Annotated in this window: 12 protein-coding genes and 2 pseudogenes; 7 read left to right on the forward strand and 7 right to left on the reverse strand. The window is 61.6% G+C overall.

All coding sequences use genetic code 11. The features are described 5' to 3' along the window. Window positions 1-221 precede the first annotated feature (221 nt). On the forward strand, window positions 222-1,037 hold the full coding sequence (locus IHQ72_RS35480; protein ID WP_258120508.1) for a hypothetical protein: 816 nt from the start codon (window positions 222-224) through the stop codon (window positions 1,035-1,037). A 174-nt stretch (window positions 1,038-1,211) separates the two neighbouring features. On the opposite strand, the gene IHQ72_RS35485 is transcribed toward IHQ72_RS35480, so the two are convergent. Beyond that, entirely contained in the window at window positions 1,212-1,355 is a 144-nt protein-coding gene (locus IHQ72_RS35485) for a hypothetical protein (RefSeq protein WP_258124085.1), read from the reverse strand. On the opposite strand from IHQ72_RS35485, the pseudogene IHQ72_RS35490 reads away from it, so the two are divergent. The 3 genes and pseudogenes from IHQ72_RS35490 to IHQ72_RS35500 form a co-directional block, all read left to right on the forward strand. Next, a pseudogene (locus IHQ72_RS35490) lies at window positions 1,290-1,461 on the forward strand (site-specific integrase); the annotation flags it as partial. The gene IHQ72_RS35485 and the pseudogene IHQ72_RS35490 sit on opposite strands and share 66 nt — an antisense overlap. Window positions 1,462-1,766: 305 nt before the next feature. After that, entirely contained in the window at window positions 1,767-2,207 is a 441-nt protein-coding gene (locus IHQ72_RS35495; protein WP_258120509.1) for a hypothetical protein, read from the forward strand. A 729-nt stretch (window positions 2,208-2,936) separates the two neighbouring features. Then, window positions 2,937-3,281 (forward strand): hypothetical protein, encoded by a 345-nt coding sequence (locus IHQ72_RS35500; RefSeq protein WP_258120510.1) that lies wholly within the window; start codon window positions 2,937-2,939, stop codon window positions 3,279-3,281. A 183-nt stretch (window positions 3,282-3,464) separates the two neighbouring features. On the opposite strand, the pseudogene IHQ72_RS35505 reads toward IHQ72_RS35500, so the two are convergent. Continuing rightward, window positions 3,465-4,106 (reverse strand): annotated as a pseudogene (locus tag IHQ72_RS35505) (gamma-glutamyltransferase); the annotation flags it as partial. A gap of 23 nt (window positions 4,107-4,129) precedes the next feature. On the opposite strand from IHQ72_RS35505, the gene IHQ72_RS35510 reads away from it, so the two are divergent. After that, a complete protein-coding gene (locus tag IHQ72_RS35510; protein ID WP_258124063.1) occupies window positions 4,130-4,657 on the forward strand; it encodes a recombinase family protein in 528 nt (175 codons plus the stop codon). A gap of 69 nt (window positions 4,658-4,726) precedes the next feature. On the opposite strand, the gene IHQ72_RS35515 is transcribed toward IHQ72_RS35510, so the two are convergent. The 5 genes from IHQ72_RS35515 to IHQ72_RS35535 all read right to left on the reverse strand — a co-directional run bounded on the left by IHQ72_RS35515 (window position 4,727) and on the right by IHQ72_RS35535 (window position 12,331). Continuing rightward, a complete protein-coding gene (locus IHQ72_RS35515) occupies window positions 4,727-5,449 on the reverse strand; it encodes a phytochelatin synthase family protein (RefSeq protein WP_258120511.1) in 723 nt (240 codons plus the stop codon). A gap of 414 nt (window positions 5,450-5,863) precedes the next feature. Continuing rightward, window positions 5,864-7,597 (reverse strand): gamma-glutamyltransferase, encoded by a 1,734-nt coding sequence (ggt, locus tag IHQ72_RS35520; protein ID WP_258120512.1) that lies wholly within the window; start codon window positions 7,595-7,597, stop codon window positions 5,864-5,866. 149 nt (window positions 7,598-7,746) lie between these two features. After that, a complete protein-coding gene (locus IHQ72_RS35525) occupies window positions 7,747-8,697 on the reverse strand; it encodes an IS481 family transposase (protein WP_258116642.1) in 951 nt (316 codons plus the stop codon). A 228-nt stretch (window positions 8,698-8,925) separates the two neighbouring features. Continuing rightward, window positions 8,926-10,215, reverse strand: a complete 1,290-nt coding sequence (gene rhaI / locus IHQ72_RS35530) for an L-rhamnose catabolism isomerase (protein ID WP_258120513.1) — start codon at window positions 10,213-10,215, stop codon at window positions 8,926-8,928. A gap of 13 nt (window positions 10,216-10,228) precedes the next feature. After that, the gene (locus IHQ72_RS35535; protein ID WP_258120514.1) at window positions 10,229-12,331 is read right to left on the reverse strand and encodes a bifunctional rhamnulose-1-phosphate aldolase/short-chain dehydrogenase; all 2,103 of its coding nucleotides are present in this window, start codon (window positions 12,329-12,331) and stop codon (window positions 10,229-10,231) included. Window positions 12,332-12,523: 192 nt separating this feature from the next. Between IHQ72_RS35535 and IHQ72_RS35540 the strand changes: the two genes are divergently transcribed. Beyond that, window positions 12,524-13,333, forward strand: a complete 810-nt coding sequence (locus IHQ72_RS35540; protein ID WP_258120515.1) for a DeoR/GlpR family DNA-binding transcription regulator — start codon at window positions 12,524-12,526, stop codon at window positions 13,331-13,333. A 56-nt stretch (window positions 13,334-13,389) separates the two neighbouring features. Beyond that, entirely contained in the window at window positions 13,390-14,385 is a 996-nt protein-coding gene (gene rhaS / locus IHQ72_RS35545; RefSeq protein ID WP_258120516.1) for a rhamnose ABC transporter substrate-binding protein, read from the forward strand. Window positions 14,386-14,438 lie beyond the last annotated feature (53 nt).

The raw sequence follows: 14,438 nt of genomic DNA on the forward strand, positions 1-14,438 counted from the left end.
CCAAGAACGGTCTTCCGTCCGGAATTTAGCACAAACAAACGGTTAGAGTCTTTTTGGCTTTGATTGAGACAGTTCTGCCCGGGGGAATTTCGAGGGCCTCGGTGCAGGTCGGCGTCGCAACCCGCCGGACTTTCGCATTTGCATAAAGTTTCTCAGATATAAATTAGCTCTTCGTTATATTTGGTAGTTATATGCGGAGGTGCGATTCAAAAGGAGGAATCATGACATCCCGAAAGACTCTTTTCGCCGCGCTTGCCGTGTTCGCGCTTCTGGCATCTCCGGCGCTGGCCGGTGCAGGCGGTAACGGCCATGGTGGCGGTAACGGCCATGGTGGCGGTAACGGTAACGGCGGCGGCGGTAACGGCGGCGGCAATGGCAATGCTGGCGGCAATTCCGGCAATAGCGGTTCGCATGGCAAGTCGGCGTCAGCCAAGGGGCAGGTGGCCAAGGCCGAAACGGAGACGGTTGCAAGCGTTGACGACACTGAGCAGACCGCCTCTGTGTCCAAGGAAAAGAATATCCGTGCCAAGCTCGGCCGATTGAACTCGCTGCAGCGCAACGTCAACGCCTACATGAACTCCAAGAGCAAGAGGTTCGCTGCCGTACAGGCCTTTGCGTTGGCGTCCGCGAACGCCCAGAACGCACAGGCCGCGGCTGACAAGGCGGCCGCGGCGGCGGTCGACGCTCAGGCCCAATTGGATGCCCTGAACGCGCAGCTCGACACGTTGAACGGGCTTACGCCTGACCAGATTGCAGCCATGACGCCCGAGGAACAGGCGGCCCTGCCGGGACAGATCGCGGATCTGGAAGCGCAGGTCGCGGCCCAGGAAACCACGGTCTCGGATGCCGAAGCAGCGGCTGCCGCGGCCCAGACGGCTGCCGACCAGGCCGCTGTCGGCACCGACGATGCATCGCTCGACGCGGCACTGGCCGACATGGCCAACAAGCCCGTCGACGCCGAGGTCACGGACTGGGCCAAGGGTGTGCTTGCCGACAAGATCGACCAGGTGGCCGCCAAGCTGGCTCCGGCGCCGTAAAGCCGATCGCGGCTGAACGACCCAGTCGAACGACCAAGCCGCCGGGTTTCGCCCGGCGGCTTTTTTTTGGCGGCACGACGGAAGAGGGGCGCGCTGTCCCGCCAGCGCCAAAAAGTTCCTGTGGGCGTCACCTGCCCTAGGGTCGGCGTCACCACGCACTGAGGGCTATCGGCGTCATCGGCCGACGTGCTGCAGTCCGGCGGCGTTGCCAGTAGCGAAATAGGCCTCGCCCGGATCGGAGAACGGCGCCGCATCAATCGCGTTGCCGATGGCGGCCTGGGCCTGCCACCCAAGGTGGTTCAGGAACGGCTCGGCCATTCCTCTATCATGATGACGATGACGATGGACGTCTACGGGCAACTTGTTCCCGCGCGGCGATGATGCCGAGGAACTGGCTGCGGCCGAACGGGCACTTTTGGCCTGACGCGACATGAACGCGACATGGAGCTAAAAAGCTCAACGATTTCAACCATCGACAGCAGGCTGAAAATCCGCATGCCGGTGGCTCGAATCCACTTCAAGGGCACCTGGCAATTTCAGCAGCTTATGCCATGGCCGCCGAGTTTGCTAATCAGTTGGCAGGGATCAGCCCGTCGGTGTCACGGCATGCCGCGCAGCGTTCTCCCCCGGCGAAACATCTTTGCTCGCATTTGGCGGATGACGGATTTGATTTGCTTGGTGATCCCCTATCCTTAGGGCAAACTGCCTGCCGGGGCTCTAGGAGGCGAAATGAGAGCACGCGCAGCAACGGTTGGAGATCTGGAAAATGTTTTCAGTGATCTGTCCAAGCGGATATCGGACGAGTACGTCGCGGCCGGCAAGGACAGCAAGATCGCCTACGACAATCTGATGATGAACTTGAAAGAAGGCCGTGCTCATGCGCTCGTGCAGGGCGAAAAAACCGTAGCGCTCATCGCGTGGCACGAGAATAGCGACGCCGCTGATACGCTGTTCGCCGCACAGGAGGATTTCTTCAGCGCCGCGACCGTTCGCTTCTGCAAGCGGCACATTCGCCATATCCAGGCGCTCGCCGGCAACCTTCCCATTCACTCGCGCAGCTGGCTCCACAGACCGGACGTCGCAAAATGGTTCCGGATAATCGGCTATGTCGAGCGAGGCCAGGAGAATGGCGCCAATTTGTTCGAACTGCCGCCGGCGCCCGCCGCCTAAGAAATCTCGGCGTGCTGCGAAACCTGCCGTCGAGTTCCGGTGGCGCGACGCTTATATCGGCGTGCCGATGATTGAATCCAATCGTACCGCCGCTCCGATGCGCCAGCCAAAAAAGCCCGCCGCTCCATTTGCGAAGCGGCGGCCCCATATTTGGGGACGATTTCCGGGCTGTTGCCCGGCATTGCTTGCCGTGCAATTCACGTGCCAGACGACTGGCCCATAATGGGTCACCGCACCGGGAAGCGCGAACCATCCTCCGCGATCACACCACTGCCATACCGCGAAATTCCTGTTATATTTGCTTGCGGCGGACCTGATTTCCGCCTGGCCGGCGCCCATCAGGCAATCTACCCCAACGCCCCCCCAAAGTGGCGCCGGCCATCCTTCCCCGCCGACCCAATCTTCGCCACCGACCAATCTTCGCCACCGATGTCGTCAGGCACGCCGTTCGAGGGCGAAGCTTGCGCGTGATCGTCGTCAGGCCCGACAGTCAGCGGCAGCGGTTCGAATCCGCCTGCAGAGCGGCGGACGTTCAACTCGAAACGCCCGGCTGGCGATTCCAATCCGACAGATCGCCTGGAACGGCAGGACGATCCGACATAAATCCAAGAAACCGCTAGCAAGCCGCGGCCAGAAAGTGTTGAAGACCGTGCCGATCGCATTGAACGCGTCGCGATCCGGTTGCACTCGGCAAGGCTTGATGATTTGTTGCCGCTTCAAGGAGAATGAATGATGCGCGAGCCTGTCGGTCAAGACGAATATGGGTCGGCCAACCCCTTCGACCCGGACGACCTGACGACGTTGAACGTGATAGGGCCGGGTGTGGCCAGCAACGATTTCGAGAAATACGCGGTCGCCGTGATCATCGTTTTCGGCGCTCTCATCATTGGCGGCTTGATGGCCGCAACCCTGGCCTTGGGGCACCGCAACGGCTTCCTGTACGCGCTTGGCGGCGCCACCGCGGCGTGGATATCCGGAAATGCGCTTCTGCTCGATCGGCCGCGTATCTATGCGTTGTTCGTCGGCATCGCGGCGGTGATGCTGATTGCGTCCACCATCACGCTGGTCATCTGACGGGTCTGCCGATATTCAGGTGATGCCGGCCTGCGAATGGTGGTCTCCTGCGCTTCCGGTACTCACGTACCGAAAGTACGCTCCGTTCCGGTTCTCGGAAACCACGCAGTCTGGTCGCTTCGCGCCCGTCTTCGACTCCGGCTCGGCCTGACCTGAATCTCAACAGACCCGGGCGCACGAATTCTAATATCCGATGGCCTCGCCGGAAGCGGCGCGGCTGTCGATGGCGCCGTTGTAGCGGCCGCCGCCGCCCTTCTCGATTTCCGCCAGGCTCTTTCCGCCGACCAGAATGCCGGCCGCCTCACCCCAGGTCGCGTCGGCGAGATCGAGGTGGTAGCCCATGCTGGCAAGCAGTTTTTCGGTGTCCGGCGACAGGCCGAACGGCTCGATATAGACCGTGTCGGGCAGCCATTGGTGGTGGATGCGCGGCGCGTCGATCGCCTCCTGGATGTTCATGCCGTGATCGACGACATTGACGATCGCTTCCAGCGTGATGGTGATGATGCGCGAGCCGCCGGGGCTGCCGATGACCATGAACGGCTTACCGTCTTTGGCGACGATGGTCGGGCTCATCGACGACAGCGGCGTCTTCCTCGGCGCGATGGCATTCGCCTCGCCCTGGACGAGGCCGTAGAGATTGGGCACGCCCGGTTTCTGGGTGAAATCGTCCATCTCGTTGTTGAGCAGGATGCCGGTGCCGCCAGCGACGACGCCGGCGCCGAACGAACCGTTCAGCGTGTAGGTCACCGCGACGGCGTTGCCGTCATTGTCGATGATCGAATAATGCGTCGTCTCCTGGCTCTCGCCAAAACCCTTCGGCATCAACCAGGCAGACCACCGAGAACCAGATTCAGGAAATCGAAGCCGCAGGCTTCCACGTCGAGCCGCGCCGCAGCATCACCGAGACGGTTTCCGGAAGCACGGCCATTGCGCAACGGCAGGGCTTCACGCGGCTTATCGATCGGCTGGAATCAGGGGACGTACTGATCGTGACCAAGCTTGATCGTCTCGGCCGCGACGCCATCGACGTCAGCTCCACGGTCCGGACGCTGGCCGAAATGGGCGAGCGCGTTCATTGCCTCGCTCTTGGCGGCGTCGACCTTACCAGCTCGGCCGGGACGATGACCATGAACGTGCTCAATGCTGTCGCACAGTTCGAGCGGGATTTGCTGATCGAACGCACCCAGTCCGGCCTCAAACGCGCCAAGTCGGAAGGCAAGGCTCTCGGTCGCCCCTCGACCCTCAGCGAAAGGCAGAAGCAGGACGTGCGCGACGATCTGGCCATGAGTGTTTCGGCCGCCGCCAGAAAGTTTGCGACCAGCCGGCAGACGATCATGCGCATTCGTGACGAAAGCTCACGATCCGTTCGACCTTAGCGTGTCTGGGGGGAACAGTTCTTATTCCGACCCCTCATAGAATCGATTTGCAACCCGGGCTAGCCAACATCAGGGCTTGGCAGCAATCAGAACATAACCCCGCGTACGGTTGGCATTGTCCGAGTCCTGCGTGTTCATCGCGTTAAATAGGTCGGCTGTCGTCACCCAGACGGGGGGATATTTGTAGCGGGCAACGTCGAGGATGAGGAAACGGTCGGTCTCGGCATCATAGGCGGCCAAAGGCGAGATGTGGCCGCCTTTTTCCTGGCCCATGGCTTTGCGCAAGTAATTGACGATGACAAACTGCTTTTTGGCCGCGAGATAGCCTCGGGCTTCCTTGCGGAAGGTGTCCAGGCTGCTGTCAGCAGCATGTCGCACTTCAACCTGCACGGGCTGCAAGGCAAGAAGGCCACCCAATTCATCTAAGGTCATGCCCTGCTTTTTGATTGTCTCAGCCGGAATGACCTGCTCGCTGCGGGCATCCAGAAGATTGTCCTGAGTGAAGGTGCTGTAGGGGTCATACTCGGGCACTGGTGGGGCTGGAACGCCAATGGCATTCAGAACCATGACACTGCTGGCCACCCCACAAAAAGCTTGGTTCTTCTGGGTGACGAAATTTATGGCCAGCGGAAAATAGGCTTCCCGGGCATCGGCCTCGATCAGGAGCGTTTCACCGGCATCGGAAGCCGCCCCGATGAGATTTGCCGGCAGTGGCAACGTCTCGGCTCTGGCCTCCATCGAGGCCAATAACGTGGCAAACAGTGCGAGTCGAATGACATGCTTCATGAACATCGTCGCGCTCCTTGGCTAATCACTCTTCGGCCTGACAAACTTGCTCCTACGTTTCGCAACTGTCCAGAGGAGCTTCGGCGCAGTGAGAGCCATCTGTGACCCCTGATGTGAGTGACCCAGGTGGTTTGCGGCGTTTCTCCGACAACGGAAGCTGGAACGGTTTACAGGCGGATTCTTCATTATCGGGAACGGGCCTCCTGGTCGTCATTGCGGCGGCATTTTTCCTTGCCTCGAAGGCTAGAGCCGGAGAACTGGACACCGCTTGCACCTTCCGCGAAGCTGCCAATTTCCCCGCGGGGGAAATTGGCTGGCAGGGTGCTGTCCCTCGACCTCTCAAGGCTAGGTTCCTCGCCCGCCGCGAAGCGGGGGGATCGCGTCGACCATTGCGCTGGTCACTTAACTCAAGCGAATAACCTAATATCCGATGGCCTCGCCGGAAGCGGCGCGGCTGTCGATGGCGCCGTTGTAGCGGCCGCCGCCGCCCTTCTCGATTTCCGCCAGGCTCTTTCCGCCGACCAGAATGCCGGCCGCCTCACCCCAGGTCGCGTCGGCGAGATCGAGGTGGTAGCCCATGCTGGCAAGCAGTTTTTCGGTGTCCGGCGACAGGCCGAACGGCTCGATATAGACCGTGTCGGGCAGCCATTGGTGGTGGATGCGCGGCGCGTCGATCGCCTCCTGGATGTTCATGCCGTGATCGACGACATTGACGATCGCTTCCAGCGTGATGGTGATGATGCGCGAGCCGCCGGGGCTGCCGATGACCATGAACGGCTTACCGTCTTTGGCGACGATGGTCGGGCTCATCGACGACAGCGGCGTCTTCCTCGGCGCGATGGCATTCGCCTCGCCCTGGACGAGGCCGTAGAGATTGGGCACGCCCGGTTTCTGGGTGAAATCGTCCATCTCGTTGTTGAGCAGGATGCCGGTGCCGCCAGCGACGACGCCGGCGCCGAACGAACCGTTCAGCGTGTAGGTCACCGCGACGGCGTTGCCGTCATTGTCGATGATCGAATAATGCGTCGTCTCCTGGCTCTCGCCAAAACCCTTCGGCATCAATTCCTGCGACACGCCGGCCCGGAACGGATCGATCTTTTCGCGGATTTCTTTCGCATAATTTTTGTCGAGCAGCTTTTCGACCGGGTTGTCGACGAAGTCGGGATCGCCGAGCGCCAAGTTGCGATCGACATAGGCGTGGCGCATCGCCTCGACCATGATCTGGACCGTCTGGGCAGAACCCGCGCCGAGATAGGACAGCGGGTAGAATTCCAGCACGTTGAGAATCTCGCAGATGATGACGCCGCCCGAGCTCGGCGGCGGCGAGGAGGTGATCTCATAGCCACGGTAGTTGCAGGTCACCGGCTCGAGTTCGCGAACCGCGTAGTTCTCGAAATCCGCCTTGGCCAGAATGCCGCCCTTCTCCGCGCTCGCCTTGACGATGCCGTCGGCGATCGGTCCTTTGTAGAAGGCATCGCGACCTTCATTCGATATGGCCGAGAGCGAGGCGGCGAGATCGGCCTGGACGAGGCGCTCGCCGGTGGCATAAGGCTTGGCGCCCGGCTTCAGGAAGATGGCGGCCGCCGCTGGGTCCTTGGCCAGCCGCGCGGCCCCGCCTTCGAGCGAGGTCACGTCGCCCTGCTCCAGCACGAAGCCGTCCCTGGCATAGCGGATGGCCGGCGCCATCAAGTCCTGCCGCGTCAGCGTGCCGTATTTTTCCCGCGCGGTCTCGAAGCCGGCCACCGAGCCCGGCACGCCGACAGCGAGATAACCGTCGAGGCTGGCGCCCTTCACCGGCTTGCCGTCCTTATCGAGATACATGGTTTTCGTCGAGGCGAGCGGCGCCAGCTCGCGGAAATCCAGAAAGGTCGAGCGGCCGTCCTTGAAGCGGATGGTCATGAAGCCGCCGCCGCCGATATTGCCGGCGTTCGGATAGACCACAGCCAGTGCATAGCCGACGGCGACCGCCGCATCGACGGCGTTGCCGCCCTTCTTCAGCACCTCGACGCCGACTTCAGACGCCAGATGCTGGGCGGTCACCACCATGCCATGCTCGCCCTTCGCCGGCTGCGGCGAGGCGGCCAATGCAGCCGCCAGCGGCGCAAAGGTCAAGGTGAGGGAAAGACCGACGGCGATTAGGGTGCGGCGGTGCATGGCCGTTCTCCGGGGCGTGGGATGCGCCCAGAAGAAACTGTTAGAGGGGGCGAGTCCATGGCAATAGAACGGAAAGGGATTGGTGCAGCCCTCACCGGCCGCTTCGCAAGCCGCCGTTGCGATCTTCGGCTGATGTAACGGCATGGATCCTAGGTGTTTAGTCCCGGCATTTGATGGGTGGGATCGAGTCGGAACCGTTCGGGCTCTTTTGCCCAGATTTTGCAGATGAATTCGTGGGGCGTGAGGCCCTTGAGGGTCTTAAGCCGGCGCGCGAAATTGTAAGCTAAGATGAAGTCGGCGAGATGCCGACGCAGTTGCTCGTGATCGTCATAGTGGAAGCGCTTGACGGTGGCGTCCTTGATGGTCCGATTCATCCGCTCGACCTGGCCGTTCGTCCAGGGATGGTTGATCTTTGTGAGCCGGTGCTCGATGCCATGTTCGTCGCAGATGCCGTCGAAGATGTGCTGAAGGGCATGCCGGTCGCAGGTCCGGTTGGCGAACTGAATGCCGTTGTCGGTCAGAATGGTATGGATGGCATAGGGCACGGTCGCGATCAGGTTGCGAAGGAATTGGGCCACCGCCATCTTGCCCGCCGTCGGGTGCAATTCCGCATAGGCGAATTTCGACGTCCGATCGATGGCCAAGAAAAGGCGCAGCTTGCCCTCGGCGGTCTGCACCTCGGCGAGGTCGATATGGAAATAGCCGAGCGGATAGGCGTTGAACTTCTTCCTGGCCGGCTTGTCGGCGTCCACCTGCGGCAGCCGCGAAATGCCATGGCGCTGAAGGCAGCGATGCAACGACGAGCGCGTCAGATGCGGGATCGAGGGCTGTAGGGCATAGAGACAATCATCCAGCGCCAGCAACGTGTGCTTGCGAAAGGCGACGATCACCGCTTCCTCTTCGAGCGACAGCACTGTCGATCTTGGTTTCTTCGGGCCGGTGGGAAGATCGGCGGTCGAGATCCGGTTCCTCCACTTTCTAACTGTCTTCTGATCGATGCCGTAGCGCTTGGCCAGCGCTCTCAGGCTCTCTTGACTATGCTGTATCGCTCGACGGACTGCCTCTGTCGTCGTGGCGCGGCGGTGTAGAACCTGTCCCATAGCGCATCCTTTGATTCGGACGGCAATGATGCGCCATTAAAGTCCGGGATCAAACACCTAGGATCCATGCCGTTACCTCTCAGCGTCGCAGCGTTGGGCAAGCCCCATGCTTCACGCTTCAGCCATTTTGTTCTTGCTTTGTGCCGGCCACTATGCTAGTAATTCAACGATGGTGCTGATTTGCGCCGCGACCCGCCTCAAGCGGGTTTTTTTCGTTTCGGGCCGGTATCAAACAATCCCGCCGCTGCCACCCGCAACCGCCGGCCGTTCCGCCGCGACCTTGGCCCGATAGCCTGCGGCGCGGTAGGCGGCGACCGGATCGATGGCGCCGCCCGTGTTCAGCCGCGCCATGGCGAGGATCGGCTCGACGTCGGTGCGATAGGCGGCTTTCAGCGTCTGCGTCGCCATCAGCGCATCATTGGCGTCCTGATAGCCTTCCAGCGCCTTGCGGTCGACCAGCAGCGCCTGCGCATAGGCGCGCTGCACCTCGACCGCCGACAGCATCAGGCTTTCGATCGGATCGGTGACGTTGTGGCTCTGGTCGAGCATGTGGGCCGGATCAAAACCTTCGGCACCGGAAAGCTCGGCATCGACCAGTTCGTTGAAGACGAGGAACAGCCGGTAGGGATCGATCGAGCCGGCGTCGAGGTCGTCGTCGCCATATTTCGAATCGTTGAAATGGAAGCCGCCGAGTTTCTTGAACTGGATCAGCCGCGACACGATCATCTCGATGTTGACGTTGGGCGCATGATGGCCGAGGTCGACCAGGCAGAAGGCCTTGTCGCCCAATTCGGTGGCGATCATGTAGTTGGTGCCCCAATCCTGCACGACGGTGGAGTAAAAAGCCGGTTCGTACATCTTGTGCTCGGTGAACAGCTTCCAGTCGTCCGGCAGTCCGGCGTAGATCTCCTTCGTCGCGTCGAGATAGCGCTCGAACGCCTTGGCGAAATTGACTTGGCCGGGGAAATTCGAGCCGTCGCCGATCCACACCGTCAGTGCCTTGGAGCCCAGCGTCTTGCCGATCTCGATGCATTCGAGATTGTGCTCGACCGCCTGCCGGCGCGTTGCGGCATCGGCATGCGACAGCGAGCCGAACTTGTAGGAAAGTTTTTGGTCCCTGGCGTCGGAGAACGTGTTCGAATTCATGGCGTCGAAGCCGAGGCCGAAGCGGGAGGCCGCCTGCTTTAGCCGGTTCGGGTCGGCCTTGTCCCACGGAATGTGCAGCGAGACGGTCGGCGTCGCCTGCGTCAACTGCCGGATGACGGCGCAGTCCTCGATCTTGTCGAAGATATCGCGCGGCTCGCCGGCGCCGGGAAAGCGGGCAAAGCGGGTGCCGCCGGTGCCGACGCCCCAGGACGGGATCGCCACGGTGAATTTTTCGACCTTGTCGCTGATAGCGTCGATGGCGATGCCGCGACGGTCGAGGCGCTCGCCGAGCGAACTGTAATCGCGCTTGAGGTCGGCCGCGCGCGCGGCGTTGTCCTTGTCGACGATGTCGGCGGAGATGATCTGTTCCATCGCCCGTCTCCGCTCAGCGCGTGAACGACTGGGCATTGCCCGCGTCGACATTGACGATGTTGCCGGTCGACTTGGCCGACATGTCGGAGGCGAAGAAATAGATCGCCTCGGCGATGTCTTCGGGGAACACCGAACGCTTCAGCATCGAACGCGAGCGGTAATGCTCCTCCAGATCGTCGGTCGACATCTTGTAGGCGGCGGCGCGCTGTTCCTTCCACTCGCCGGTCCAGATCTTCGAGCCGCGCAGCACGGCGTCGGGATTGACGACATTGACCCTGATCTGTGCTTCCGCGCCCTCCAGCGCCAGGCAGCGCGCCAGATGGATCTCGGCGGCCTTGGCCGTGCAATAGGCGGCGGCGTTGGGCGATGCGGCAAGACCGTTCTTGGAGGCGACGAAGACGACGTTGCCGCCGATCTTTTGCGCACGGAACAGACGGAATGCTTCCCGCGAAACCAGGAAATAGCCGGTCGACAAGATGTCCATGTTCTTGTTCCACAGCGCCAGCGTCGTCTCCTCGATCGGCGCCGAGGTTGCCAGGCCGGCATTCGACACCAGTATATCGATGCCGCCGAACTCGACCGCCGTCTCGGCGAAGCCGGAGATCACCTGGTCCTCTGACGTGACATTGATGACCAGCGGCCGCACGAAATCCTTGCCATAGGCTTTCGCCAATTCCTCATTGGCGCCGGCAAGGGCGGTCTCGTCGATATCGGCCAGCACGACGCAGGCGCCTTCGCGCAGCAGCCGGTTGGCCGTCGCCCGGCCGATGCCGCCGGCGCCACCGGTGACCAGCGCGATCTGGCCGGCAAGAGTCTTTGGTTTCGGTAGGCGCTGCAGCTTTGCCTCCTCGAGCAGCCAGTACTCGATGTCGAACGCTTCCTGCTCGGGCAGCCCGACATAGGTCGACACCGTCGAGGCGCCGCGCATGACATTGATGGCGTTGACGTAGAATTCGCCCGATATGCGCGCCGTCGCCTTGTCGCCGGCGAAGGTGAACATGCCGACGCCCGGCATCAGATAGACCACGGCGTTCGGATCTCGCACCGTTGGCGAATCCACGTGCTTGCACCTGTTATAATAGGCCTGGTAGCCGACGCGATACTCCGCCACGTCGTCGGCGAGACGGGCGATGACGGCGTCGACATCGGGATTATCGGGATCGAATTCGATGACCAGCGGCCGGATCTTGGTGCGCAGGAAATGGTCCGGGCAGGACGTGCCGAGCGCTGCCAGCGGACGCAAATCCTTCGAATTGACGAATTCGAGCACGGCGGGCGAATCGTCGAAATGGCCGAGCTTGTGGCTTTTCTCCGAGATCAGGCCGCGGATCCTCGGCATCAGCGTTGCCGCAATGGCGCGACGCGCCGGCACGTCGAGCGATTTGACGAGTTCGCCGCCGAAGATCGGCTTGCCTTCAGACTTGCGCTCGAACCATTCGATCGCCTGGTTGATCACCGAGATCGTCGTCTCGTAGCATTCCCGAGACGTCTCGCCCCAGGTGAACAGGCCATGGCTTGCCAGCACGACGCCCTTGGCTTCAGGGTTTTCAACGCAGAATTTTTCCAGCGACAGGCCGAGTTCGAAGCCCGGACGCTTCCATGGCAGCCAGCCGATCGCGTCGCCGAAGATCTCCTTCGTCAGCGCCTGCGAATCCTTGGCGGCGGCAATCGCGATGATGGCATCGGGATGCATGTGGTCGACATGGGGCTTCGGCACGAAGGCGTGCAGCGGCGTGTCGATCGAGGCCGCGCGCGGATTGAGGTTGAAGGTGCAGTGAGGCAGATGGCCGACCATCTCGTCCTCACGCTCGACGCCGCGATAGAGACCCTTCAGCGCGCGCAGTTTGTCCATGTAGAGCGTGGCGAAACCGTCGAGCTTGATCGAGGCGCTGTCGCCGCCCGAGCCCTTGACCCACAGCACTTCCACGCTCTCGCCGGTGAGCGGATCCTTTTGCCAGATCTTGGAAGAGGTGTTGCCGCCGCCATAGTTGGTGACGCGCTTGTCGGAGCCAAGAACACTCGAGCGATAGACGAGACGTTCCGGCTCGCTCATCCCCAGGGCTTTCGCCTCATTCCAAAGATTGGCGAGGCGCGTGCCGGAGCGCTTGTCGAGCATAGGTAATCCTCCCGTGACGTGAGACGCGCAAAACGGCGCGGTCCCTTTGGTCCGAATTTCTACGCAAGCGGCGGCGTTGTCAATCATAAACGATCAACATCGATCATATTGCACTGCACAATGGATTTATCTGATCGGAAATGATTGACACTGCGCGTTTTGAGTGCCTAGATGTGCTGGCAGGGAGGAACCATGCACGAAAAAGAGCGCCACAGGATCATTTTGTCCGCCGTCCAGGAAAAGCCTGTGGTGACGGTGCAGGAGATGGTCGACCTGACGGACTCGTCCGAAGCGACGATCCGGCGCGACATCGCTGCATTGCATGTGCAAAAGCGCCTGCGCCGCGTGCGTGGCGGCGCCGAGGCGATCACCCCACCGCAGTTCATCGGCCTTGCCGGCCGGCCTTTCTCCGTCAACGAGACGATCAACGCTGCGCAGAAGCGGGCGATCGCGCGGGACGCGGTGGAACTCTGCACGGACGGCGAGCCGATCATCATCAATGGCGGCACCACCACCTTCCAGATGGTGCATTTCCTGACCGGCCGCCGGATGCCGATCTTCACCAATTCCTTTCCGATCGCCGAGCACCTGCTCAAGCACTCCAAGAACACGGTGATGCTGTCGGGCGGCACCATCTACCGCGAGCAGAACATCATCCTGTCCCCCTTCGAAAATGACGTGACGCGCAATTTCTATGCGCGCCGCATGTTCATGGGCGCGCAAGGGCTCGGGCCACTCGGCCTGATGGAAGGCGATCCGCTGCTGATCCAGGCCGAGCAGAAACTGATCGATCAGGCCGACGAACTGGTGGTGCTGGTCGACTCGTCGAAGTTCCGCAAACGCTCGAGCCTGATCCTGTGCGGCCTGTCGCGCATCGCCACGGTCATCACCGACGACGGCATCGAGGACCGCGAGGCCAAGATGTTGGAGGCAGCCGGCGTGACGCTGGTCGTCGCCCGCACAACGGCAAGCAATAAGGAAGAATCTTCGCTACAGGCCTGAGACGAACTCACGCCCGCAGCGGCGATGGAATGCAACGCTCAAGGGAGGATATTCGAATGAGCTTCTTGAAGAAATTGATGGTTACGGCGGCGTTGTCCGCCGCCATGTTCGTGAATGCCGCCTATGCCGAGAATGTCAAGATCGCGCTGGTGGTCAAATCGCTCGGCAACGGCTTCTTCGATGCCGCCAACAAGGGCGCCGAAGAGGCGGCCAAGGAACTCGGCGACGTCGACATCATCTACACCGGCCCGACCAAGGCGACCGCCGAAGCGCAGATCGAGGTGATCAATTCGCTGATCGCCCAGAAGGTCAACGCCATCGCCATTTCGGCCAATGACGCCGACGCGCTGGTTCCGGCGCTGAAGAAGGCGATGGACCGCGGCATCACCGTCATCTCGTGGGATTCGGGTGTCGCTCCGGAAGGCCGCCAGCTGCACCTCAACCCGTCCGACACCAACCTAATCGGCGAGACCATCATCAAGCTTGCCGCCGACTACCTGCCGGAAGGCGGCGATGTCGCCATCCTGTCGGCTTCGTCGACCGCGACCAACCAGAATGCCTGGATCGACGCGGCCAAGAAGGTGCTGCCGGAGAAATTCCCCAAGATCAATCTCGTCGCCACCGTCTATGGCGATGACGACTCGGCCAAGAGCACGGACGAGGCCAAGGGCCTGCTGAAATCCTATCCGAACCTCAAGGCGATCATCGCACCGACCACGGTCGGCGTCGTGGCCGCCGCCCAGGTGGTGACCGACCAAGGCCTGATCGGCAAGGTCAACGTCACCGGTCTGGCGCTGCCGTCGGAGTTCAAGAAGTTCATCGACAACGGCGCCAGTCAAGCGGTCGCACTGTGGAACCCGATCGACCTCGGCTACTCGGCCGTCTACCTCGCCCATGATCTGGCGGTGAAGAAGGAAGAAGCCAAGCCGGGTGCGACGCTGTCGATCGGCCGCGTCGGCAAGGTCACCCTCGACGACACCAATTCGGCCGCGATGGCTCCGCCGTTCAAGTTCGACAAGTCGAACATCGAAGAGTTCTCCAAGATCTATTGATCCTAGAGCCCTTCAAGCCGGCGCGGCGGAGCTCAAGTTCCGCCGCGTCCTCA

The organism is Mesorhizobium onobrychidis (genome assembly GCF_024707545.1).
Taxonomy (GTDB): Bacteria; Pseudomonadota; Alphaproteobacteria; order Rhizobiales; family Rhizobiaceae; genus Mesorhizobium; species Mesorhizobium onobrychidis.

Coding starts and splice junctions, on each gene's coding strand:
- IHQ72_RS35480 (WP_258120508.1), top strand. CDS start 222: ATGACATCCCGAAAGACTCTTTTCGCCGCGCTTGCCGTGTTCGCGCTT.
- IHQ72_RS35485 (WP_258124085.1), bottom strand. CDS start 1,355: ATGGCCGAGCCGTTCCTGAACCACCTTGGGTGGCAGGCCCAGGCCGCC.
- IHQ72_RS35495 (WP_258120509.1), top strand. CDS start 1,767: ATGAGAGCACGCGCAGCAACGGTTGGAGATCTGGAAAATGTTTTCAGT.
- IHQ72_RS35500 (WP_258120510.1), top strand. CDS start 2,937: ATGATGCGCGAGCCTGTCGGTCAAGACGAATATGGGTCGGCCAACCCC.
- IHQ72_RS35515 (WP_258120511.1), bottom strand. CDS start 5,449: ATGTTCATGAAGCATGTCATTCGACTCGCACTGTTTGCCACGTTATTG.
- ggt (WP_258120512.1), bottom strand. CDS start 7,597: ATGCACCGCCGCACCCTAATCGCCGTCGGTCTTTCCCTCACCTTGACC.
- IHQ72_RS35525 (WP_258116642.1), bottom strand. CDS start 8,697: ATGGGACAGGTTCTACACCGCCGCGCCACGACGACAGAGGCAGTCCGT.
- rhaI (WP_258120513.1), bottom strand. CDS start 10,215: ATGGAACAGATCATCTCCGCCGACATCGTCGACAAGGACAACGCCGCG.
- IHQ72_RS35535 (WP_258120514.1), bottom strand. CDS start 12,331: ATGCTCGACAAGCGCTCCGGCACGCGCCTCGCCAATCTTTGGAATGAG.
- IHQ72_RS35540 (WP_258120515.1), top strand. CDS start 12,524: ATGCACGAAAAAGAGCGCCACAGGATCATTTTGTCCGCCGTCCAGGAA.
- rhaS (WP_258120516.1), top strand. CDS start 13,390: ATGAGCTTCTTGAAGAAATTGATGGTTACGGCGGCGTTGTCCGCCGCC.